This is a genomic window from Pseudomonas spelaei, from assembly GCF_009724245.1.
Lineage (GTDB): Bacteria > Pseudomonadota > Gammaproteobacteria > Pseudomonadales > Pseudomonadaceae > Aquipseudomonas > Aquipseudomonas spelaei.
This window is the reverse complement of sequence record NZ_WNNK01000015.1, coordinates 58,049-78,596: the sequence shown is the minus strand read 5'-3', so window position 1 is coordinate 78,596 and position 20,548 is coordinate 58,049. Positions and strand designations below refer to the sequence as shown.

At 59.2% G+C, this 20,548-nt stretch carries 20 protein-coding genes; 8 read left to right on the top strand and 12 right to left on the bottom strand.

Features of this window, described 5'->3' with window-relative positions:
• Window positions 1-76: 76 nt before the first annotated feature.
• From pqqE to GNF76_RS17985, 10 genes are all read right to left on the bottom strand, one after another.
• Window positions 77-1,207: a pyrroloquinoline quinone biosynthesis protein PqqE gene (gene pqqE / locus GNF76_RS18030; protein WP_155584479.1), complete on the bottom strand. Its 1,131-nt coding sequence runs from the start codon at window positions 1,205-1,207 to the stop codon at window positions 77-79.
• Window positions 1,200-1,475: a pyrroloquinoline quinone biosynthesis peptide chaperone PqqD gene (gene pqqD, locus GNF76_RS18025; protein WP_155584478.1), complete on the bottom strand. Its 276-nt coding sequence runs from the start codon at window positions 1,473-1,475 to the stop codon at window positions 1,200-1,202. Before pqqD ends, pqqE begins: the two co-directional genes overlap by 8 nt.
• Window positions 1,472-2,224 (bottom strand): pyrroloquinoline-quinone synthase PqqC, encoded by a 753-nt coding sequence (gene pqqC, locus GNF76_RS18020; protein ID WP_155584477.1) that lies wholly within the window; start codon window positions 2,222-2,224, stop codon window positions 1,472-1,474. Before pqqC ends, pqqD begins: the two co-directional genes overlap by 4 nt.
• 11 nt (window positions 2,225-2,235) lie before the next feature.
• Window positions 2,236-3,147: a pyrroloquinoline quinone biosynthesis protein PqqB gene (gene pqqB / locus GNF76_RS18015; RefSeq protein ID WP_155584476.1), complete on the bottom strand. Its 912-nt coding sequence runs from the start codon at window positions 3,145-3,147 to the stop codon at window positions 2,236-2,238.
• A gap of 74 nt (window positions 3,148-3,221) precedes the next feature.
• Window positions 3,222-3,296: a pyrroloquinoline quinone precursor peptide PqqA gene (pqqA, locus tag GNF76_RS18010; RefSeq protein ID WP_003194766.1), complete on the bottom strand. Its 75-nt coding sequence runs from the start codon at window positions 3,294-3,296 to the stop codon at window positions 3,222-3,224.
• A gap of 159 nt (window positions 3,297-3,455) precedes the next feature.
• Window positions 3,456-5,882 (bottom strand): pyrroloquinoline quinone biosynthesis protein PqqF, encoded by a 2,427-nt coding sequence (pqqF, locus tag GNF76_RS18005; protein WP_155584475.1) that lies wholly within the window; start codon window positions 5,880-5,882, stop codon window positions 3,456-3,458.
• A 50-nt stretch (window positions 5,883-5,932) separates the two neighbouring features.
• On the bottom strand, window positions 5,933-6,727 hold the full coding sequence (locus GNF76_RS18000) for a carbon-nitrogen hydrolase family protein (RefSeq protein WP_155584474.1): 795 nt from the start codon (window positions 6,725-6,727) through the stop codon (window positions 5,933-5,935).
• A gap of 11 nt (window positions 6,728-6,738) precedes the next feature.
• Window positions 6,739-8,430 (bottom strand): flavin monoamine oxidase family protein, encoded by a 1,692-nt coding sequence (locus GNF76_RS17995; RefSeq protein ID WP_155584473.1) that lies wholly within the window; start codon window positions 8,428-8,430, stop codon window positions 6,739-6,741.
• A 146-nt stretch (window positions 8,431-8,576) separates the two neighbouring features.
• The gene (locus GNF76_RS17990; RefSeq protein WP_155584472.1) at window positions 8,577-9,059 is read right to left on the bottom strand and encodes an Lrp/AsnC family transcriptional regulator; all 483 of its coding nucleotides are present in this window, start codon (window positions 9,057-9,059) and stop codon (window positions 8,577-8,579) included.
• A gap of 49 nt (window positions 9,060-9,108) precedes the next feature.
• Window positions 9,109-10,020, bottom strand: coding sequence for a sugar ABC transporter substrate-binding protein (locus tag GNF76_RS17985; protein WP_155584471.1), 912 nt, complete (start codon window positions 10,018-10,020; stop codon window positions 9,109-9,111).
• 196 nt (window positions 10,021-10,216) lie between these two features.
• Here GNF76_RS17985 and GNF76_RS17980 point away from each other — a divergent pair, with 196 nt between their 5' ends.
• From GNF76_RS17980 to GNF76_RS17970, 3 genes are all read left to right on the top strand, one after another.
• Window positions 10,217-12,577, top strand: a complete 2,361-nt coding sequence (locus GNF76_RS17980) for a glucose/quinate/shikimate family membrane-bound PQQ-dependent dehydrogenase (RefSeq protein WP_155584470.1) — start codon at window positions 10,217-10,219, stop codon at window positions 12,575-12,577.
• Window positions 12,578-12,814: 237 nt separating this feature from the next.
• Window positions 12,815-12,997, top strand: a complete 183-nt coding sequence (locus GNF76_RS17975; RefSeq protein ID WP_155584469.1) for a type II toxin-antitoxin system HicA family toxin — start codon at window positions 12,815-12,817, stop codon at window positions 12,995-12,997.
• Window positions 12,998-13,053: 56 nt separating this feature from the next.
• Entirely contained in the window at window positions 13,054-13,455 is a 402-nt protein-coding gene (locus GNF76_RS17970; RefSeq protein WP_155584468.1) for a type II toxin-antitoxin system HicB family antitoxin, read from the top strand.
• A gap of 78 nt (window positions 13,456-13,533) precedes the next feature.
• On the opposite strand, the gene GNF76_RS17965 is transcribed toward GNF76_RS17970, so the two are convergent.
• A complete protein-coding gene (locus GNF76_RS17965) occupies window positions 13,534-14,406 on the bottom strand; it encodes a LysR family transcriptional regulator (RefSeq protein ID WP_155584467.1) in 873 nt (290 codons plus the stop codon).
• Window positions 14,407-14,519: 113 nt separating this feature from the next.
• Between GNF76_RS17965 and GNF76_RS17960 the strand changes: the two genes are divergently transcribed.
• The 3 genes from GNF76_RS17960 to GNF76_RS17950 all read left to right on the top strand — a co-directional run bounded on the left by GNF76_RS17960 (window position 14,520) and on the right by GNF76_RS17950 (window position 18,015).
• Window positions 14,520-14,945, top strand: a complete 426-nt coding sequence (locus GNF76_RS17960) for a VOC family protein (RefSeq protein WP_155584466.1) — start codon at window positions 14,520-14,522, stop codon at window positions 14,943-14,945.
• A 10-nt stretch (window positions 14,946-14,955) separates the two neighbouring features.
• Window positions 14,956-16,260: an amidase gene (locus GNF76_RS17955; protein WP_155584465.1), complete on the top strand. Its 1,305-nt coding sequence runs from the start codon at window positions 14,956-14,958 to the stop codon at window positions 16,258-16,260.
• A 111-nt stretch (window positions 16,261-16,371) separates the two neighbouring features.
• Window positions 16,372-18,015, top strand: a complete 1,644-nt coding sequence (locus GNF76_RS17950) for an ABC1 kinase family protein (RefSeq protein ID WP_155584464.1) — start codon at window positions 16,372-16,374, stop codon at window positions 18,013-18,015.
• Window positions 18,016-18,155: 140 nt separating this feature from the next.
• Here the strand turns inward: GNF76_RS17950 and GNF76_RS17945 are convergent, their stop codons facing one another.
• Window positions 18,156-18,623, bottom strand: coding sequence for a hypothetical protein (locus tag GNF76_RS17945; protein ID WP_155584463.1), 468 nt, complete (start codon window positions 18,621-18,623; stop codon window positions 18,156-18,158).
• Window positions 18,624-18,751: 128 nt separating this feature from the next.
• On the opposite strand from GNF76_RS17945, the gene GNF76_RS17940 reads away from it, so the two are divergent.
• Both GNF76_RS17940 and GNF76_RS17935 read left to right on the top strand, forming a co-directional pair.
• Window positions 18,752-19,333, top strand: coding sequence for a LemA family protein (locus GNF76_RS17940; protein WP_155584462.1), 582 nt, complete (start codon window positions 18,752-18,754; stop codon window positions 19,331-19,333).
• Entirely contained in the window at window positions 19,330-20,496 is a 1,167-nt protein-coding gene (locus GNF76_RS17935; RefSeq protein ID WP_155584461.1) for a hypothetical protein, read from the top strand. The genes GNF76_RS17940 and GNF76_RS17935 overlap by 4 nt, the downstream gene beginning before the upstream one ends.
• Window positions 20,497-20,548: the final 52 nt, after the last annotated feature.

Sequence of the window (20,548 nt, the reverse complement as noted above, 5' to 3'; positions counted from 1 at the left end):
CGGCTCACACGAGCCGATTTCAAGGAGCTGACCCTGTGGACATCATTCGCATCATCATCGCCAAACGCTAAAGCCATCAGCCTTTCGCGATCAGCCGTGAGTTGCGCTCATTGCGAAAGGCCAGTTGTTCGATGGTCTGGGTGGCGTGTTCGGCTTCTTCACGCGCCTTGAGGATCATGCCGTGGTGTTCGGATTTACTGCACACCGGGTCGGCGTTGCTGGCATCCCCGGTGAGCATGAACGCCTGGCAGCGGCAGCCGCCGAAGTCCTTTTCCTTCTCGTCGCAGGAGCGGCACGGCTCGGGCATCCAGTCATAGCCACGAAAGCGGTTGAAGCCGAATGAGTCGTACCAGATGTGTTGCATGCTGTGATCGCGCACGTTGGGAAACTGCACCGGCATCTGGCGGGCGCCGTGGCACGGCAACGCGGTGCCGTCTGGCGTCACCGTCAGGAAGATGCTGCCCCAGCCATTCATGCAGGCTTTCGGGCGTTCTTCGTAGTAGTCCGGAGTGACGAAGATCAGCTTGCAAGGATGACCTTCGGCTTCAAGCTTGGCGCGGTATTCGTTGGTGATGCGCTCGGCGCGGACCAACTGCTCCTGGGTCGGCAGCAGGCCGACACGATTGAGCTGCGCCCAGCCGTAGAACTGGCAGGTAGCGAGTTCGACAAAGTCTGCCTCAAGCGCAATGCACAGCTCGATGATGCGGTCGATCTTGTCGATATTGTGCCGATGGGTGACGAAGTTCAGCACCATCGGATAGCCGTGGGCTTTTACCGCACGGGCCATTTCCAGCTTTTGCGCGAAGGCTTTTTTCGAGCCGGCCAGCAGGTTGTTCACCTGTTCGTCGCTGGCCTGGAAGCTGATCTGGATATGGTCCAGGCCCGCCTTCTTGAAGTCGCTGATCTTCTGCTCGGTCAGGCCGATGCCGGAGGTGATCAGGTTGGTATAGAACCCCAGCTTGCGGGCCTCGCCGATCAGTTCGGCAAGGTCCTGGCGCACCAGCGGTTCGCCGCCGGAAAACCCCAGTTGCGCGGCGCCCATTTCCCGGGCCTCACGAAACACCTTGATCCACTGTTCGGTGCTCAGTTCCTTGCCTTGCTGGGCAAAGTCCAACGGGTTGGAGCAATACGGGCATTGCAGCGGGCAGCGGTAGGTCAGCTCGGCGAGCAGCCAAAGCGGCAGGCCGATCTCGGGTTTTTCAGGCAAGGGTAATCCAGTGCTCTGCACGGGCGACCTCCATGAACTGCTCGATATCTTCTCCGAGCTCGGGAACGCCCGGGAACTGCTTTTCCAGTTCGCCGATGATCGCCGTTACGTCGCGCTCGCCATCGATCAAGCCACCGATCAAGGCAGCGCTGTCATTGAGCTTGATCATGCCTTCCGGATACAGCAGCACGTGACCTTTTTGCGCGGGCTCGTACTGGTAGCGATAGCCCTGGCGCCAGGTCGGTTTTTTGCTGCGATCGAAACTCATAAGGTAATTCCCTTGTGCCAGACCCGCTCGCTGGTCACGCTGTGATACGGCGGGCGGTTCAGTTCATAGGCCATGCTCATGGCATCGAGCATGCTCCAAAGAATGTCCAGTTTGAACTGGAGGATTTCCAGCATGCGTTCCTGACCCTCGCGGGTGGTGTAGTGCTGCAGCGTGATCGCCAATCCATGCTCGACATCCCGTCGCGCCTGGCCCAGGCGTGTGCGGAAGTACTCGTAGCCGGCAGGGTCGATCCACGGGTAATGCTGCGGCCAACTGTCGAGGCGCGACTGGTGGATTTGCGGCGCGAACAGCTCGGTCAGGGAGCTGCTGGCGGCTTCTTGCCAACTGGCGCGACGGGCGAAGTTCACGTAGGCATCGACAGCAAAGCGCACGCCGGGCAATACCAATTCCTGGGAGCGCAGTTGATCCGGGTCGAGCCCGACCGCCTGGCCCAGGCGCAACCAGGCTTCGATGCCGCCGTCTTCGCCGGGCGCGCCGTCATGGTCGAGCAGGCGCTGGATCCACTCGCGGCGGACCTCTCGGTCCGGGCAATTGGCCAGGATCGCGGCGTCCTTCAGGGGAATGTTCACCTGGTAGTAAAAGCGATTGGCGACCCAGCCCTGGATTTGCTCGCGGGTGGCCCGGCCTTCGTACATCGTCACGTGATACGGGTGATGGATATGGTAGAAGGCGCCCTTGGCCCTCAAGGCCTCTTCAAACTCGGCGGTGGTCAGCGGTGTGTCAGTCATTTGGCTCGCTCCTACAACTCAATACTCATGCCGTCGTACGCCACTTCCACATTGCGTCGCACCAACTCAGCTCGCTCGGCAGAGTCCTCGTCGAGAATCGGGTTGGTGTTGTTGATGTGGATAAGCACCTTGCGTTGCTTGGGCAGTTGTTCCAGCACTTCCAGCATGCCGCCAGGGCCGTTTTGCGCCAAATGACCCATTTCCCGGCCGGTGCGTGTGCCCACGCCACGGCGCTGCATTTCGTCGTCATTCCACATCGTGCCGTCTACCAGCAGGCAGTCGCTGCCGGCCATGATCTCCAGTAACGGCGCGTCCACCTTGCCCAGGCCTGGGGCGTAGAACAGCTTGCCGCCGGTGCGCAGGTCTTCAACGATCAGGCCGATGTTGTCGCCTGGATGCGGGTCGAAACGGTGGGGCGAGTAGGGCGGTGCGGCGCTGCGTAGCGGTAGCGGGGTGAAGCGCAGGTTGGGGCAGGCAGGAATGGTGAAACGGGCGTCCAGTTCGATACGGTTCCAGGCCAGACCGCCGTTCCAGTGGGTCAGCATCGTGAACAATGGAAAACCGGTGCTCAGGTCTTCATGGACCATGTCGGTGCACCACACCTGATGCGGGCAGCCTTCACGCAGGCTCAGCAGGCCGGTGGTGTGGTCGATCTGGCTGTCCATCAGGATGATCGCGCTGATGCCGGTATCCCGCAGGGCACGACCGGGTTGCATCGGGGCAAAGCCTTGCAACTGGGCGCGGATGTCCGGCGAGGCGTTGCACAGTACCCAGTTCACGCCGTCATCGGAGATCGCAATGGAAGACTGAGTGCGGGCGTGGGCACGCAACGTGCCTTCGCGAAAGCCGGCGCAGTTCACGCAGTTGCAGTTCCATTGAGGAAAACCACCGCCGGCGGCGGACCCTAGAATCTGGACGAACATGCTCGCTCCATCACACAAAACTCAAAATAAAAACGCCCCGGTGAGCCGAGGCGTTGCGTTGCAATACAAACCAATTAACGGCTGGCGAAGTACATGGTGACTTCAAAGCCGATACGCAGATCAGTGTAAGCAGGTTTGGACCAAGTCATGGGAATTCTCCTGTGGGTGGGTGCAAGGTTTACTACTAGCCATACATATAGTCCACCTCCGATCGGAGATGTTCAGATGCTTAGGTACGAATGTTACTCAATTTTTCATCGAGCTCGCTTCGGCTTGCCGAAGAAAGCTCGTTGCACGGTTGGTAATGATCATTTCACCGGCTGCCAAGGCTCATCCGGGCAAGCTCCGTTGGCCAGGCAGAGCCAGCCGTTGTCGGCCTGACTCAGTTGCTTGGCGGCGTGCAGTAAGTCATCTCGCGTGCGGCTCCGGATGAAACTTTGTAACTGCTCGATGTAATCCGACGGATGGCCGGCCAGTTGAGCCTGCCACAGCAACTCGGCGGCCTGGGTGGTTGGCAACGACTCTGGGGAAAACTGGTTTGCCAGGGTGTGTGCTGCCTGTTCGTCAGATCCCGCAATCAGCGTCGGGAGGCTTTGAAGGAATGCCTGGAGATGACCGAGTATTTCTTCCAGCGAAGCGCTGGGAGATTGCACGCCAAACAGCAGGCCGGTCTGCCCGTTGATTTGTCGGATACTGCTGAATACGGCGTAGCCCAATTGCAATTCGACCCGCAGACGCTGATAGAACGGTGCTTGCCCGAGGTGCGCCAGCAGTCGCCAGGCGGCTTCGTCGGCCAGGGATCGCGTTGGCGTCGGGCAGAACAGCAGCAGGGCCGCTTCGCTGGAACCAGCCTCGACCGAGTGCCAACGGTATTGGTCACTGATTGAAGCCGGTTCATTGAGACTGTGTGTGGGCTGGCCCGGTAAGCGTCCCACCGCGCTTTTGATCGCCATCTCGCAGCTGGCAGGCAGGCCGACTGCAAACCCGTGCCAGCGCGCGGTTGACCAGGCGTCTTGCAGGTCGGCAAGACTTGCGGCGGGCAGTGGGGTGGCGTGACGGTTGTCGGCGTATGAGGCGGGCAGAAATGCGAGCAGTTGGCGGATCGCGATCAGTGGCTTGGCAGTTGGCAGTGTTGCTTGCCAGGCCTGTTGATCAGGATGAGTCAGGTTGCGTGATAGCTGTTCCAACACGGCCGGCATGGGTTCGTGCAGGCCGCTCATTTTCAGTCGCCAATCATTTCCCTGCGTCTCGAAGGACAGGTCGACACCTGCTTGGTGAGCATCGTCGCGCAGTGTCTGCAGGCTACTTTCCAGGCGTGGGAAAAGGTCTGTGTGTGGCGCTGAATCCAGGTACCAGCGCAAGTACAGGGCGCCTTCTCCAGTGTCGTCTGGCAAAGTCGGGCTGAAGGTCAGTGCTGACAGGTCTTTTCGCCCGCGTGAGCGATCCTGAGCAAAGGTACGCAAACCGCGATGGGCGCTGGTCTGGCCGCGAATCAGCCCGGCTCGTTCTTCCTTGGGAGCGGGACGCAGGAATGGGTTATTCGGCGGCAGTTGCCAGGTGTACCGGGCGGGCTCCAGGTGCAGCGAGTCCAGCAGGGCTTTGAGGGCAGCGGCGTTGTCTTCGGACAACTGCGCTTCCAGACCTTCGCTATCGTGTCTGGCCAGCGCAAGTGCACCTTGAATCTGTTGCCGACGAGCGTTCAACAGGGCGAACTCTTCCCGCAGTGAAGTCCAGTCGCCGTGTGCGAAAAAGCTCAGCCAGTCGTGCAAAAGCGCTTCGATTTGCGCCGTCGGTTCGCTTTGTGTGCCGAGGGAAAAGTCGATATCCAGCACCGCCTGCCCGTCAAAGTGGTAGAGCACGCTTGCCTGCAGTGCGGTGGCCAGTTGTCGTGTCTTCAATTCGGCGAGCAACCCTCCCGGTGCCGAAGCATTGAGCCAGCTACAGAGAAAAGCCAGCGCCTCCCGAGGGAGGTCGCAGGTGATGACGTGGTGCAGGTGGCCTTTGTCGGTGTGTTGATAACGCCACTCATGACCGGTCATCAATGCCGGTGGCGCGTCTTGTGGGAGCTGAGTGCCTGAGGTCAGCTCCTCACTGAACCGCTGCGCCAGGGCTTCCAGTTCTTCCAGGGGCTGCGGGCCGGCAAGGCTCAAGGTCATTTGCCCGCTTTGATAGAAGCGTTCGTAGAAACCCCGTAAGGCTTGCTGAAAGTCCTCACACTCCACCGGCAGACTGTCGCGGTTACCCGCATGAAAAGCCCGTAGTGGATGATCGGCTGCCAGACCTTGCAGCAGTGCTATCTGTTGCTGCGCCTTGGCATCCTGGGCCCAGGCGACAAACTCCGCGTGCAACACTTCGCGTTCACGCAGTTGATCTTCCAGTGCCAGGCGCGGATGGGCCAGCATGTCCGCCAGACGCTCCAGTGCGTCACCAACGGTCGCCGCAGGCAGTTCAAAGAAGAAGTCGGTGGTGCGTTCGCGAGTGCTCGCATTGACCTGGCCTCCGTGACGCTGCACGTAGGCCATCAGCCCTTTGTTTGCGGGAAAACACTCGGTACCGAGAAACAGCAGATGCTCAAGAAAATGTGCCAATCCCGGCCATGCCGAAGGCACATCATGGCTGCCGGCCGCCACCCGCAAGGCAGCGGCGCAACGCTTCAAACGCGGCGCATGACGCAAGGAAACCCGCAGGCCATTGGCCAGGGTCAGATGAAGGTGATGAGGGTGGGCCGCAGGCATGAGCACTTCCGAAACGTAGGAAGTGCCTATGCTAGCGCAAACCCGGCCAGTCAGGGTTTGTGCAGCACGCCGTACAGTTCGGGGCGACGGTCTTGTAGGTAGTGATTGGCGGCGCGAGCGTTGATCATCGTTTGCCGATCCAGGGTGCCGACGATCAAGGCTTCATCGAGGCCGGCCTGGGCGATACGCTGACCATCCGGCGCGGCAATGCTGCTTTGCCCGCAGTACTGAATCTCACCCTCGTGCCCGCAGTAATTGGCATAGGCGACGTAGCACTGATTTTCAAACGCCCGGGCCCGCACGGTGACATCGGCGACAAAGTCGAACGGCACCATATTGGCGGTGGGCACCAGGATCAGCTCGGCACCGGCGAGGGCCAGGCGGCGGGTGTTTTCCGGGAACTCCAGGTCATAGCAGATCAGAAAGCCCAGCTTCCAGCCGTTCAGATCCACCAGCGGAAAATCATCCGCCCCGGCACTGAACATCGAATGGTCAAGGTCGCCAAACAGGTGAGTCTTGCGGTAGTTGCACAGGCGCTGGCCGTTGGCGTCGATCAGTTGCACGGCGTTATAGATCTGCCCGTCCTCGGCCCGCTCCGGATAGCCGTACAGAATCGCCAGCTTCGCGCTGTGTGCCAGTTCGGCGATGGCTTGCGCCGATGGCCCATCCTGCGCTTCGGCCAGGGCGCCAACGGCTTCGGCACCGATGTTGTAACCGGTGAGGAACATCTCCGGCAGCACCAGCACATCAGCGCCGGACGCCTCTTGCGCCAGTTGGTGCAGGCGCTTGAGGTTACCGGCTACATCCAGCGGCAGCGGTGGGCATTGGTACAGGGCGACACGCATGGCTTGACTCCTTATTCGGCGAGAGCAATCGGGCCGATTTCATCGAACACATCACCCGGCCCAGGGTTCTCTGGATGAGTGCTGCCGCCGAAGTGGGTCATTATGCCCCACACCGCGTTCAGCGAGGTTTGCACCGCGCCTTCGACCCACGCCGGGGTCCACGAAACGTCGTCACCGGCGATGAAAATCCCGCGTTGCTCGGCGGGCATGTCCTTCTGCATGAAGTGCGCGTACATCCGCTGGTTGTAGCGATAGTGGCCTGGCAACGCACCTTTGAAGGCCCCGAGAAAATGCGGGTCGGCTTCCCAGGAAACGGTGATCGGGTCGCCGATGATCCGCGCGGAAATATCGACTTTCGGGTAGATCTTCTTCAGTGCGTCGAGGGCCAGCTTCACGCGTTTTTCGATGGGTTGCGGTAGCATCTTCAGGGCGTCGCTCATCCAGGAGTAGGACAGGCAAATCACCCCGGGTTTGTCGTCACCGTTGTCGAACAGATAGGTGCCACGGGTCAGGCGGTCGGTGAGGGTCATGCTCATCAGGTCGCGGCCGGTTTGCGGGTCTTTGTCCTTCCAGAATGGCCGGTCAACCATGACGAAGGTTTTCGACGACTGCATGTAGCGGGTGCGGTCCAGGGCCATCCACATCTTTTGCGAGAACAGGGTTTCATCGCACTCGATCTGGGTGGTCAGCAACCAGCTCTGGCAGGTAGTCAGTACGGCCGCATATTCGCGGGTATCGCCCCAGTTATCGGTGACGGCGAATCGGCCGCCTGCGGCGTGGGCGATGCGTTTAACCCCGGTGCGTGGCGCGCCGTTGTGCAGGGAGCTGAGGCTGGTACCTTGCGGCCAGTGCGCGCAACGCTCCGGCACATGGCGCCAGATGCCCAGGGGTACTTGTGCCACGCCACCAACCACCAGGTGTTGGTGGTCATCGCAGTTGGTCATCACCACGCGGAAGATTTCCAGCATCGAGTTGGGGAAGTCCGAGTCCCAGCCGCCGGTGCCGAAACCGACCTGGCCGAACACTTCACGGTGATGGAACGACAGCTTGGCGAAGGCCTTGGAGGTGGCGACGAAGTCATAGAAGGTGCGGTCATCCCACAGCGGTACGAGGGTATTCCACAGCGCTTTCAGGCGAGGCACATCGCGGTCGCGGATGGCTTGTTGGATATCGGCGAACTGCGAGCCGGCTTCCAGGGCATCGGCCCAGGCGTCGGCCACTTCCTGGAACAATGCAGGCAGGTCGGCGAGTTTCTGTGCGTAATGGGTCTGGCCTTCCAGGTCGATGACCGTGCTGCCGGACGCGGGTGTCAGCGGGTTGGGGAAGGGTTTGGTCTCAAGGCCCAGCTTGTCTACATAGTGGTAGAAGGCCGTGGAGGACACCGGGAAGCGCATGCCACCCAGTTCCGCGATGATGCCTTCTGCGCCTTCGAAGGCCTGGGAACGCAGGCGCCCGCCCATTTTCGAGGCTTCGTACACCACCGGTTTCAAGCCCAGCTTCATCAATTCGTAGGCGGCGACCAGCCCGGCAATCCCGGCACCCACGATCGCCACTTCGGCGCCGTGGTTGGCGGCGGGGATGCTGCCCAGGCCGGCGGGGTGCTCGATCCAGTCATCGAAGGCAAACGGAAAGTCCGGGCCAAAGATGGTGATGGGTTTTTTACCGTCTACAGGGTGGCGATCTTTCTTGTGGGTAGTATTCATGGCTGACCTTGCTGGCAACTCGGCGGGGCACGACCCGCTGAGTATAGGAAAAGATGGCAGCCATTCTAGGGAGCGTAGCGTTCGTTAATAAGACGCAAAGTGTCGTCGTATTGAGTTGTTTTTAGTCGAAATGACGAGGTTGGTGGTCAGATTGGTTGTCCGCGGTCCAGTTTGTTACTGAGGATGATCGAGGTGGTGGTTTTCTCCACGCCGTCGACACTGCCGATCTGGTCCAGTAGTTGATCAAGCTGTTCCGGCGAATCGGTGCGCAGCCACGCCACGTAATCAAACTCGCCGCTGACCGCACAGAGTTGCTGCACCTGGGCCATGGCGCTAAGCCTGCGCAGCACTTCCTTGCCGGAACGCGCTTGCACGGTGATCCCGACATAGGCCTGCAAGCCGCCATCCACCACACGCTGGCCCAGGCGCACGCCGTAGCCGGTAATCACCTGGGTCTTTTCCAGGCGCGCCAGCCGCGAGGTGACCGTGGTGCGGGCGATTCCCAGTTGCCGGGCGAGCATGGCCACGCTCTCGCGGGCGTTGATCTGCAAGGCCGCGATGAGCTGGCGATCGATTTCATCGAGGACGGGAGGGCGGTGGACGGGCAAGGTGTTCTCCGGCACGGGCATCAATGGGCGAGCATGTTACAGGCTCATCCTCATCGATGCTCGCGGCGGTCTATTTGCGCAGAAATTGTTGGTAATTGTCCGGCGTGACCAGTTGTGTCGGAACCCAGATATCACCTTGCAGCGCGGCGTGCTTGATCAGCATCAGCGCCGCATCCACCGAGCCGGCACCGATGGCCACCGGGTCGCGGAACACGCTGACCGCCAGTTGGCCCTTTTTCAGTGCTTGCAGACCGTCCGGCGTGCCGTCGATACCGCCTACCAGAATCTCCTGATGCCCGGTCTGGCGCAGGGCCATGGCGGCGCCGATGCCCATTTCGTCATTGTTGGAGGCCACGGCATTGATGGTTTTGCCTTTGGTCAGCCAGTCGTTCATCAGGTCCATGCCTTTCTCCCGCTGCCAGTCGCCGGACTGTTCTTCGACGACTTTGATGTCCGGGTACTTGGCCAGCACGTCCTTGACCCCGCTGGTGCGCTTGCCGGTGTCGCTGTGGGCGAGGCGGCCGAGAATGATTGCCAGGTTGCCCTTGCCGCCCATCTTCTCGGCCAGGTACTCCATCTGCATCTGGCCGATGGCGCGCTCGTCGGTGCCGACGAAGACCACGCCCGGCGGGAATGTATCCACTTCTGGTCGGCTGTTCATGTACACCAGCGGGATGCCGGCGGCACTGGCCTTCTCACTGATTTTGCGGGTAGCGGCGGTGTCCGCCGGGTTGACGATAATCGCGTCGACTTTCTGGCTGATAAAGCTTTCTACCTGATTCAACTGACGGACCACGTCGCTGGCGGAATCCTCCACTTGCAACTTCACACCGTCAGGCGAAGCCTTGGCCCGGTCCTGCATGGCCTGCACCAGGTAGGAAACGTAGTTATCGAACTGTCCGACGCTGACTCCGATGCGTAACTCGGCATGGGCGGCAGTGGACAGCAGCAGGGCACAGAGGCAGCCGAACAGACGCTTCATCAGCGAGGTTCCTTTTTATTGTTGTAAATGCGAGGGGATTTCTGAAATGAACACTATTGGAAATAAAATTCCAATTCAAGCAAGTGCTGGAATTTATTTCCGCCGCTGATCGCACAGATTTATCTGTGTCAGATTGTTAAAAGTAACTGTTTGGTACATTGTTCCCCGATGTGACTACGGGAAGGACGTTTGCTCGATGAATAACTCTGGGGCTGCCGCCGGCAGTAGATGGTTGCTGGTTGGCTTGGGCCTGTTGATTGCCCTGATCGGTTTGGGCCTGGCAGGCGGTGGCGGGTATCTGGTCACGTTGGGCGGCAGTGGGTACTTCTTGTTGATGGGCCTGGCCATGTTTGTTTCGGGTCTGCTGATCGCCAAACGTAAACCAGCAGGGGCGTGGTTGTACGGCGTCGCGCTGGTCCTGACAGCTATTTGGGCGGTTTGGGACGCTGGGTTGGAATATTGGCCGCTGGTGTCGAGGGTGCTGACCTTTGCGGTCATTGGCCTGGTGGTTGCGCTGATTTATCCACAGCTGGCCCGTGCGTCGGGTGTAACACCAGGGCGGGGTGCCTATGGCCTGGCCGGTTTGCTGGGTATCGGCGTGGTCGCGACGCTGGCGTATATGTTTGTGCCGACCCATGTGGTCAAGTCCAGCAGCGAACCTGCCGTCACCCCTGTTGCGCCGGGGGATGAGCAAAAGGACTGGGCCCACTGGGGCAATACTACCGCCGGCAATCGTTTTGCCGCGCTGGACCAGATCAACAAAGGCAATATCGACAAGCTCCAGGTGGCCTGGACCTTTCACACCGGCGACATTCCCGAGAGCAACGGTTCCGGTGCTGAAGACCAGAACACCCCGTTGCAGATTGGCGACACTGTTTACGTCTGCACTGCCTACGGCAAGGTCTTTTCCCTGGACGCCGACACCGGCGCCCAGCGCTGGAAGTTCGACCCTCAAGGCAGTGGGCCGAACTGGCAGCGTTGCCGCGGGTTGGGTTATTTCGACAGCCACACCAGCGCACAACCTGCTGCCCCTGCGACGTGTGCGAAACGTCTGTTTCTTCCCACCGGTGATGCCCGCCTGATTGCACTCGACGCCGAAACCGGCGCGCCGTGTGACGGCTTCGGCGACCACGGTACGGTGGACCTGAAAACCGACATGGGTGAAGTCAAGTCCGGCTATTACCAACAGACCTCGACGCCGCTGGTGGCGGGCAATGTGGTGATTGTTGGCGGCCGTGTGGCGGACAATTTCTCCACCGGCGAACCGCCAGGTGTGGTGCGGGCCTTTGATGTACACAGCGGTGAGTTGGTGTGGGCCTGGGATCCGGGCAACCCGAATACGACCAAGCGTCCGCCACCGGGTGAAACCTACACCCGTGGCACCCCCAATGTCTGGTCGGCCATGTCCTATGACGCCAAGCTGGGTCTGGTCTACATGCCGACCGGCAACGCCACGCCGGATTTCTTCGCCGGCGAGCGCACGGCCCTTGATGACAAATGGAGTTCGTCCATCGTCGCCATCGATGTGAAGACCGGCCAGGTACGTTGGCATTTCCAGACCACTCACCATGACCTCTGGGACTTCGACCTGCCGGCACAACCGCTGCTCTATGACATTCCGGACGGTAAGGGTGGGCTACAACCGGCGCTGGCCCAGGTCACCAAGCAAGGTGAAATCTTCCTGCTCAACCGCGAAACCGGTGTACCCATCGCGCGAGTCGAAGAGCGCCCTGTGCCTCAAGGCAATGTGCCTGGTGAACGCTACTCACCGACCCAACCGTTCTCGGTGGACATGCCATCAATCGGCAATCAACAGCTGACCGAGTCCGACATGTGGGGCGCCACGCCGTTTGACCAGTTGATGTGCCGTATCCAGTTCAAAGGCATGCGTCACCAAGGTGTCTACACCCCGCCGGGCCTGGACCGCGCGCTGCAATTTCCCGGCTCCCTGGGGGGAATGAACTGGGGCAGTGTGTCGGTTGACCCGAACACCCACTACATGTTCGTCAACGACATGCGCCTGGGCCTGGCCAACTACATGATCCCGCGGGACAAAATCGCAGCGGGCGCCAGTGGCATCGAGATGGGCGTGGTGCCGCAAGCCGGCACCCCGTTCGGAGCCATGCGCGAGCGCTTCCTCTCGGCCGCCGGCATTCCGTGCCAGAAGCCGCCGTTCGGCACGATGTCGGCCATCGACCTGAAAACCCACAAGCTGGTGTGGCAAGTGCCGGTGGGTACGGTTGAAGACACCGGGCCTCTGGGCATCCGCATGCACATGCCGATTCCCATCGGTATGCCGACCCTCGGCGCGTCGCTGGCTACACAGTCAGGGTTGCTGTTTTTTGCCGGCACCCAGGACTTCTATCTGCGTGCGTTCGACACCGGCAACGGCAACGAAATCTGGAAGTCCCGTTTACCGGTGGGTAGCCAGTCTGGCCCGATGACGTACGTTTCGCCGAAAACCGGCACGCAATACATTGTGCTCACGGCAGGTGGCGCGCGGCAGTCGCCGGATCGTGGGGATTATGTGATTGCTTATGCGTTGCCCAAAAAATAGAGATTGATAGGCATGAGAAAGCCGCACAGATGTGCGGCTTTTTTGTTATTGGCGACGGAGTCCGAACCTCGCTACACAAAAGCTCACATGACGCTATTGGCGGAAATGACCGGTGTGTTGCCATGATGTTTTCTTGCGAGCCTGTTCAGAAACTGAGCAGGCTCTTGTGTGTGTGATGTGTATAAAAATTGCGAGCAGAACTATGGTGTGTAATATACACACTGAGTGAGGATGGGGATGCGAAGTAGAGAGGTGATTGACTTATTACTGGTGGATGGATGGTTTGAAGTGGCAGTCAAGGGGAGCCACCATCAATTCAAGCATTCAACCAAGCCGGGCCGGGTAACCGTTCCCCACCCGAAGTCAGAAATAGCAAAAGGCACGTTGCACAGTATTTTGAAATCCGCTGGCCTGAAATGATGGCTAGAGCAGATGTTTTCGAAGGCGCCTCAGGGGGGGCTTTCGTTGGAGGAAAAATGAAATTTCCCGTGGTTGTACATAAAGATGCTGACTCAGATTACAGCGTGACGGTACCTGACGTGCCGGGTTGCTTCTCTGCCGGCACCTCGTTTTCCCAAGCGCTCGATAACGTTCGCGAGGCGCTGGCATTGCATCTGGAGGGCTTGGTGGCCGACGAGGAGGCGCTGCCTCAGGCGCAAGAAGTTGATGCCCACTTGGATAATCCTGACTTCACCGGCGGTGTGTGGGCTGTGATCGATTTTGACCTGACCCCGTATCTGGGAAAGTCGGTTAGATTCAACGCGTCGTTGCCTGAGCACCTGCTGAGCCGCATTGACGAGCGAGTACAAAAGGATCACCGCTACGCTTCACGTTCAGGGTTTCTGGCGACAGCTGCATTGCGTGAGTTGGCGGTATGAAGCCTCTCGTTTAGAAGAAGGATCTGTTACTCCAGGCGATCAGCAAAAAAGCCGCACAGATGTGCGGCTTTTTGTGGCTCAGGCGTCGTCGGCACCGGCCATCAAGCATCGGGTAAATAATTGCGGTACCGGCAGATTGCGCTGGCTATAGCGACTCAGCAGGATAATTTCCCGGTGAAAAGTCATCTCGCCCAGCGGGATAACCCGGATCTTTGCTGCGCGCTCCGGCCACAGGCCTGCATGGGGAATCAGCGAGATGCCCAGGCCGCACTCGACCATCTTCACAATAGCTTCCAGTTCATCCAGCTCAAGCGCTACCTGCACTTCCAGCTTTTGTTCGCGCAGGAAGCGGCTGACCAGCCGTCCGCCAAATGAAGCACGGTCGTAGCGTACGTGGGGATGGGCATTGAGCAGTTGCAGCGGATTATCACCCTCGACGGCATGGGGCACGATCAGTACAAACGGTTCCTTGCGCAATACCTGAACGTGCAGTTCCTTGGGCAGATCAAAGGGCGGGCGAATGATGATCGCCTGGTCCAGCTCGCCAGCGTCTACTTGGCTGAGCAACTCCAGGGACACGCCCGGCACCAGTTTGCATTCCACCGCTGGAGCCATTTGGCGCAGACGTATCAGGGCCTGAGGCAACAGGCCAGTCTGGACGGTCGTGATGGCGCCGACTTTCAATTCACCTCGATACTCGTTGGCGTCCACCGGCACCGCCATGCGATTGAAGGTCTCCAGGATCTCCCGTGCCAGTGGCAACGCCCGTATACCTGCTGCATTGAGAATGGCCTGGCGCCCGGTGCGGTCGAACAGTTGCACGCCGAGTGCTTGTTCCAACTGACGAATCTGGGCACTGACCGCCGATTGCGTCAGCCCGATATGCATCCCGGCCGCCGCAAAGGTGCCATGGCGGGTGACGGCGATGAAGGTTTTCAGTTCTCGCAGCATCGGTGTCTCGATTGATCAAAATAATTTGAGCTCGGCACAAAAACTATCGTCTTTTCATCGAGAAAGGCAAGGCTAGACTCGGGCAGACCTAATGTCCATAGAGGTTTGACCTGATGACCCTTGCACCTTTCCACCTGGCAATACCGGTATTCGACCTGGCCGCAGCACGGCTGTTCTACGGTGATCTCTTCGGCCTGGAGGAGGGGCGCTCCAGCGATCATTGGGTCGACTTCAACTTCTTCGGCCACCAACTGGTGATTCATGAACACCCGAAAACTGCTTCTCAGGAAGCTGCCCACACCAATGCGGTAGATGGTCATGACGTGCCGGTCCCGCACTTTGGCGTGGTGCTGGGCTGGGAAGACTGGCATGCCCTGGCGGAGCGCCTGCAAGCGCGTGGCACGCAGTTTGTGCTGGAACCGCATATCCGTTTCAAGGGTCAGGTGGGTGAGCAGGCGACCCTGTTTCTGTTTGACCCCTGCGGTAATGCCCTGGAGTTCAAGGCATTCAAGGATATCGGGCAGTTGTTTGCCAAGTGAGGAGGCGATCATGAACCACCTCGACGCAACAGCCATTGCCGAGGCGGTGCGCTCTGGAACCACGACAGCGGCGGCAGTCGCGGAGCATTTTCTTGGGCGGATTGAACGCCATGAGCCGGCTATTCAGGCGTTTGCATCCTTTGATCCTCAAGTCGTGCGCCAGCAAACCCAGGACGCTGAGGGGCCGTTGGCGGGGATCCCTGTGGGCATCAAGGACATCTTCGATACAGTCGACCATCCCACCGAGTTCTATTCGCCGATTTACCAGGGCAATTGCCCGTCCCGTGATGCTCACGTGGTAGCGCTGCTGCGCCAGGCCGGGGCGGTGATCATGGGTAAGACCCACACCACGGAATTTGCCTACATGCACACCGGGCCGACCCGCAACCCGCACGATCTGTCCCGCACCCCGGGTAGTTCCAGCGCGGGCTCTGCAGCAGGCATGGCGGCCGGGTTCTTCCCGTTGGCGCTGGGCACGCAGACGGCGGGCTCACTCTTGAAGCCTGCCGCCTACTGTGGGCTGTATGCCTTCAAACCGTCGCTAGGACTCGTCTCCCTGGAAGGCGTGAAACCGTTGGCGCCGAGTTTCGACACCGTGGGTTGGTACGGCCGCTCCGTGCGTGACCTTGAGCGACTGGCCCAGGTATTGATCCCCGGTTTCCCCACCGTAGAACCTGTGGAACGCCCGTTAAACCTTGGGTTCTACCGGACCACTCGCTGGCAGGATGTCGACCCTGTGGTGGCAAAAGCCATTGAACAGGCGATCACCCGGTTAGCGTCCAGAGGGCATCAAATCAGCGAGGTGACACTCCCGGAAGCTTTCGCCGGCGTGTTCGACGACCACCAATTGATCAACGATTGCGAGGGCGCCCGGTCGTTGGCCAAGGAGTTCCAGGCTCACCCCGAACTGCTCAGTGATTCGACTTTGGCACTGTTCGAGCGTGCCAAGGGGACGACGTGGGAGCAGGAGTCTGCGGCTAAGGCCCGTCTGATGAAGCGGGCGTCGTTGCTGACGAAAATCTGCCGACCGTTTGATGGGGTGTTGAGTGTCAGTTGCGGCATGCTCGCGCCGATAGGCCTGGCATCGACCGGCCCCTCGGACTTCATCAAATTCTGGGGCGCGTTTGGCTGGCCGCAGATGAATATCCCGCTGCGGTGCGGGGAAGGGGAGCTGCCGGTGGGGTTGCAGTTGGTCGGGGTTTTCAGGAGCGACGCGCGTCTATTGAGGGTTGCACAAACATTGGCTCAACTTCTTGCTGTTGAGCTATCGGCACCTGGCATCGAGCCAGGACGTAGCAAAAAACTCGAGGCGTAGAACAACCAGCGTATGCCACGGGTCATAAGCAACGTGCCCGGTCGGATTGATCCCGTGCAGATTATTCTTGAAGCACCGCAAGTAACAGGAAAAAACCTGGGAGCCATTCTTATGCTCGAATCGACCTGGACCGCGCTCAAGCACCATCAACGGGTCCGGCAGATTGTTACCATATTGGCCAGTTTCGGCGCTCAGGATGTGCTGTTCCGCCTGGGCTTGGGACGGTTGATGGGGGACGCTGAGCCAGTCGCCGGCCAGCCAACTGACGAGGGTACCCCGCAGCGTGTGCGGCGGGCACTGGAAGCGTTGGGCCCGACCTTCGTCAAGCTCGGGCAGATCCTTGCCAGCCGTAGCGACATCTTGCCGGCCGTGTGGATCGACGAACTGGAAACCCTGCACAGCAGCGCGGCGACCTTGCCCTGGGAGCAACTGCAGGGTCAGGTCCTTGAAGACCTTGGCACCGAGTTGGATCAGGTGTTCGCCGAGTTCGATACTACTCCTCTGGCGGCGGCGTCCATGGCCCAGGTCTATCGGGCGCGCCTGCTCAGTGGTGAGGACGTGATTGTCAAAGTCCAGCGCCCCGGCCTGCGGCGCAAAATGACCGCCGACCTGCAACTGCTGGAAAGCGTCGCCCAACTGATTGAGGAAACCGGCGCCCTGGCGCAGTACCAGCCTCGCAAGATGGTCCGGCAACTGGCCCGGGCCATGTTGGAAGAGCTGGACTTCACTCAGGAAGGCCTCAACTGTGACGCCGTGGCGGCTAACTTTTCGCAGCAACCGCACATTGTCATCCCGCGTATTTACTGGGCCCATAGCAGCGAGCGGCTGTTGGTCCAGGAGTACCTGCCCAGCCACACTCCCCTGGAGCGCCAGGCCTTGATTGAGCAAGGCCTGGACCCGAGTCTGCTGGCCAGTCGTGGCGCCCAAGCGTTTATCAAAATGCTCTTGGAAGATGGGCTGTTCCATGGTGATCCGCACCCAGGCAACCTCAAGGCCATGAGCGATAATCGCGTTGGTTTTATCGACTTCGGCATGGTCGGTCGCCTCGATGAGCGCCGGCGTCTGGAGGTGATGAGCTTTATGCGCGCCATGACCGAGAGTAACAGTGATGCACTGGTGACAGTGCTTATCGACTGGAGTGGCGACGGCGTGCAGAACATGCCCGCCATCGAGCAGGCCGCCCGCGAATACATGGCGCGTCACGGTGGCAAGGCGCTGAACATGAGCGCGCTTATTGAAGACTTCCTCGGGTTGATGCGCGAGTACCAGTTGCTGCTACCGCCGGATCTGCTGGTGCTGTTCAAGGCGCTGGTGACTGCCGATGGTGTGCTGACACGCCTGGACCCGCAACTGGACCTTATCGCCACCGCCAAACCGGCCATCGTCAAAATGCTCAAGGAGCAATTTAGCTGGAAGATTGCCAAGCGCCTGGGGCTCGATGGCCTTGAGTTGGGGCGCGGTTTGCTGGGTGAGCTGCCACAACTGACGCGGCTGCTGGTCAACCGGCTCAAACACGGCGTGCTGGAAGTGCGCATGGACCTGCCGGGGCTGGAGCGTCTGGAGCGTTCCCTGCGCCTGGCCTCGACAAGACTGTCCCTGGCATTACTGATCAGCGCACTGGTGATTGCCTTCGGCCCGCAGATCGCTGCGGCGGGGCCGGTCTGGATGGGTTTGCCGATGTTCAGTTGGCTGGCGGCGATTGCCACGTTGGGCGGTCTGCTGGCGTTCTTGTGGAGCTTGTTTAAAAGCTCTTGAACCCAATTGCATAACAGACGGCGTTACTTTGAAAAATAAGTAATAACGTCCCTGCTGTGTAAAATGACAGGCACCCAACAACAACTACCTTGGTGGGTGCCTTTAGATCATCGATAGACTTTATGAGGGCGGCCAGTCGCTCAAGGCGTAGGGTCGAGCTTCTGTGTTTTTGAAAAGTAAGTTATCGCTGTAACACACCCCAGCACAGACAGCAGCGTACTGATGGTCAGTATAACGGCATCGTGGCCTTCAACCTGAGGCCAGCCAATCACAGAAACCGCCACCAGGCCAACCGAGAAAAGTAATGCCAGCCCAATGGCCACGCCTTTGCGACCCGCTATTGGGGCTGCCGCAGCCCCTGTGTAGGTCAGTGCGAAGTAAATAAAAAAGGGTATAAAAGCAATCAGGTAAGAACTTATTAGATTAGGCAAGACTTTTTGGAGAAGCATTGCAAGTGTGCCGAATGCGAGGCGAAACACAAAAAAAGCCACCAGGACAGCGGGCACAATACTTGCCCATCGAGCGACGGGTGGCCAGCCAGCCATAAAACTAAAGCCATTACTTTCGTCAAACATTGGTTTTTTGATTTTATCTTGTGATTTTATCATGTCAAAAACCTCAATATATTGAGCGTGTAGAGTGCGGAATAATTAGAGCAAAGTAAATGTAGACGTTGGGCCGTACGAGCGTTTTATTATAGATAATATTGTTCAGACTATTAGGGATGCCGTCACACATGAACATAGAACTCCTGATCGCCGGCATCGTCGTGCTGATTATCGTAGTTGGCCTGGTGGGTTGGCTGGTCGGTGTCTACAACGGCCTGGTCATGCGGCGCAACGATGTGGACAAGGCCTTTGCCAATATTGATGTGTTGCTCAAACAACGGGCCGATCAGATTCCGGACCTGATGCGCGTGGTGCAAACCGCCATGAACCACGAAGATGCGCTGTTCAGCCGCCTCAGCGATGCCCGCACGCGTTACCTCAATGCCAGCAGTCTCAATGACAAGGTTGATACGTCCAACCAGCTCAGCGCGGCGCTCAAGTCAGTGATTGCGGTGGCGGAGAATTATCCAGCGCTGATCTCCGGCCCCACGATGGTCGAGTTGCAGCAAGCGATCTCGGCAGTGGAAGAGCGCATCGCTGACCGCCGCGAGTTCTTCAACGAGTCGGTAAACCTCTACAACATTGCCATCGCGATTTTCCCCGACGTGTTCTTCGCGCGGATGCTCGGCTACCCACGTATACCTCTACTGGCCATCAGCGCCGAAGAAACCCGTTACGAGGGCGTGAAGCTCGAGGTTCCGGGGGCATGAAAACTACCCAGGCCGGCGTTGTAGCGGAAAAACCGCGATGGAAAACTGTCTTGGCGCTGGTGTTTCTCGCAGGTTTTATCTGCTTGATGATTTACGCCCCGGAGATCCTGGTGGCGCTGTTTTTCCCCGTGTGCATCCTGATTGGTTTGTTAGCCAGTTTTGGCCAAAATTTTTATCGAACCGAGCAACGACTTGCCACCAGCCAAATACGCTCCCTGGCCATGGGTTTGGTAGAGGTGCGCGGCAAGGTAATTGTCGACAAGCCGCTGCTGTCTCCGGTCAACGGCAAGCCTTGCGCCGGTTACGTATGGATCGTCGAGGACGGCACGCGAGACGATGACGGAGATTGGAGGTGGAGCCAAGTCTCTAGCGAAGCTCGCTGCAATGACTTCCGCCTGCAGGACGCCACCGGTGAAGTCACCGTGATCGCCAAAGGCGTTGATCTGTTTGGCAAAAAGTCGCCTTCCGATCATCGATGGATCAGCAACTCCCGTCGGCAAGGCGAAATCCTCCTCGGCCAGGACCTGGAAGTCATGCTGATTGGTGATGCCTGCGAGCGCGACGGCAAAGCAGTGATAGCCCAAGGCAAACAACGTAACGCGGTATTCGCTCTGGTAGAGACCCAGTATGTGGAAAATCGCCGTGTGCTGGCGCCGCTATGGCGAGTCGGTGGTTTCTACGCCATTGTAGTGGGCTTGCTCGGTGTCGGTATCATGGCCATGACACCTGAGCACTTTGCCCAACTGCATCTACCGGGCCTTCACACCTATCAGCAAATGGCGGAACAGGGTCCTGCCTATCGATTTTTGGCTTGGCTGTACAGTGAAGGCAGCGTTCCTATTCCGTTCATGGCGGCGTTTGGTTTCTTCCTGGCGATGATTGTCGTCGCGATCGTCATTCGGCTGCTCTTGCCCAAGCGCGCTCACCTGGCGGTGGGTCGCATCCTGGGGGCCTGGACGGGGGGCGGCATGTTCATTGGTGGCGCGGTGACCATGATGCTGGTGATCGCTCAGGTAGACACCATGAAGGTATTTTTGGTGTGGATGCTGATTTTGTTGGGCACCCTGGTGTTCTCTGTCTTTGAGCAACGAAAACTGGGCGTGGCCTTCAACCATTTTTCAAAAAGCGCAAACAAAGCCAATTTCGGTGACGAAGACGCTTGATCAGTGATGGCTGACCAGAAACAAAAAAGCCGCGCAGTGCGCGGCTTTCAAT

Excerpts from the sequence above, each read along its gene's own strand:
- pqqD (WP_155584478.1), bottom strand. The coding sequence starts at position 1,475 with ATGAGTTTCGATCGCAGCAAAAAACCGACCTGGCGCCAGGGCTATCGC.
- pqqC (WP_155584477.1), bottom strand. The coding sequence starts at position 2,224 with ATGACTGACACACCGCTGACCACCGCCGAGTTTGAAGAGGCCTTGAGG.
- pqqB (WP_155584476.1), bottom strand. The coding sequence starts at position 3,147 with ATGTTCGTCCAGATTCTAGGGTCCGCCGCCGGCGGTGGTTTTCCTCAA.
- pqqF (WP_155584475.1), bottom strand. The coding sequence starts at position 5,882 with ATGCCTGCGGCCCACCCTCATCACCTTCATCTGACCCTGGCCAATGGC.
- GNF76_RS18000 (WP_155584474.1), bottom strand. The coding sequence starts at position 6,727 with ATGCGTGTCGCCCTGTACCAATGCCCACCGCTGCCGCTGGATGTAGCC.
- GNF76_RS17995 (WP_155584473.1), bottom strand. The coding sequence starts at position 8,430 with ATGAATACTACCCACAAGAAAGATCGCCACCCTGTAGACGGTAAAAAA.
- GNF76_RS17990 (WP_155584472.1), bottom strand. The coding sequence starts at position 9,059 with ATGCCCGTGCCGGAGAACACCTTGCCCGTCCACCGCCCTCCCGTCCTC.
- GNF76_RS17985 (WP_155584471.1), bottom strand. The coding sequence starts at position 10,020 with ATGAAGCGTCTGTTCGGCTGCCTCTGTGCCCTGCTGCTGTCCACTGCC.
- GNF76_RS17980 (WP_155584470.1), top strand. The coding sequence starts at position 10,217 with ATGAATAACTCTGGGGCTGCCGCCGGCAGTAGATGGTTGCTGGTTGGC.
- GNF76_RS17975 (WP_155584469.1), top strand. The coding sequence starts at position 12,815 with ATGCGAAGTAGAGAGGTGATTGACTTATTACTGGTGGATGGATGGTTT.
- GNF76_RS17970 (WP_155584468.1), top strand. The coding sequence starts at position 13,054 with ATGAAATTTCCCGTGGTTGTACATAAAGATGCTGACTCAGATTACAGC.
- GNF76_RS17965 (WP_155584467.1), bottom strand. The coding sequence starts at position 14,406 with ATGCTGCGAGAACTGAAAACCTTCATCGCCGTCACCCGCCATGGCACC.
- GNF76_RS17960 (WP_155584466.1), top strand. The coding sequence starts at position 14,520 with ATGACCCTTGCACCTTTCCACCTGGCAATACCGGTATTCGACCTGGCC.
- GNF76_RS17955 (WP_155584465.1), top strand. The coding sequence starts at position 14,956 with ATGAACCACCTCGACGCAACAGCCATTGCCGAGGCGGTGCGCTCTGGA.
- GNF76_RS17950 (WP_155584464.1), top strand. The coding sequence starts at position 16,372 with ATGCTCGAATCGACCTGGACCGCGCTCAAGCACCATCAACGGGTCCGG.
- GNF76_RS17945 (WP_155584463.1), bottom strand. The coding sequence starts at position 18,623 with ATGATAAAATCACAAGATAAAATCAAAAAACCAATGTTTGACGAAAGT.
- GNF76_RS17940 (WP_155584462.1), top strand. The coding sequence starts at position 18,752 with ATGAACATAGAACTCCTGATCGCCGGCATCGTCGTGCTGATTATCGTA.
- GNF76_RS17935 (WP_155584461.1), top strand. The coding sequence starts at position 19,330 with ATGAAAACTACCCAGGCCGGCGTTGTAGCGGAAAAACCGCGATGGAAA.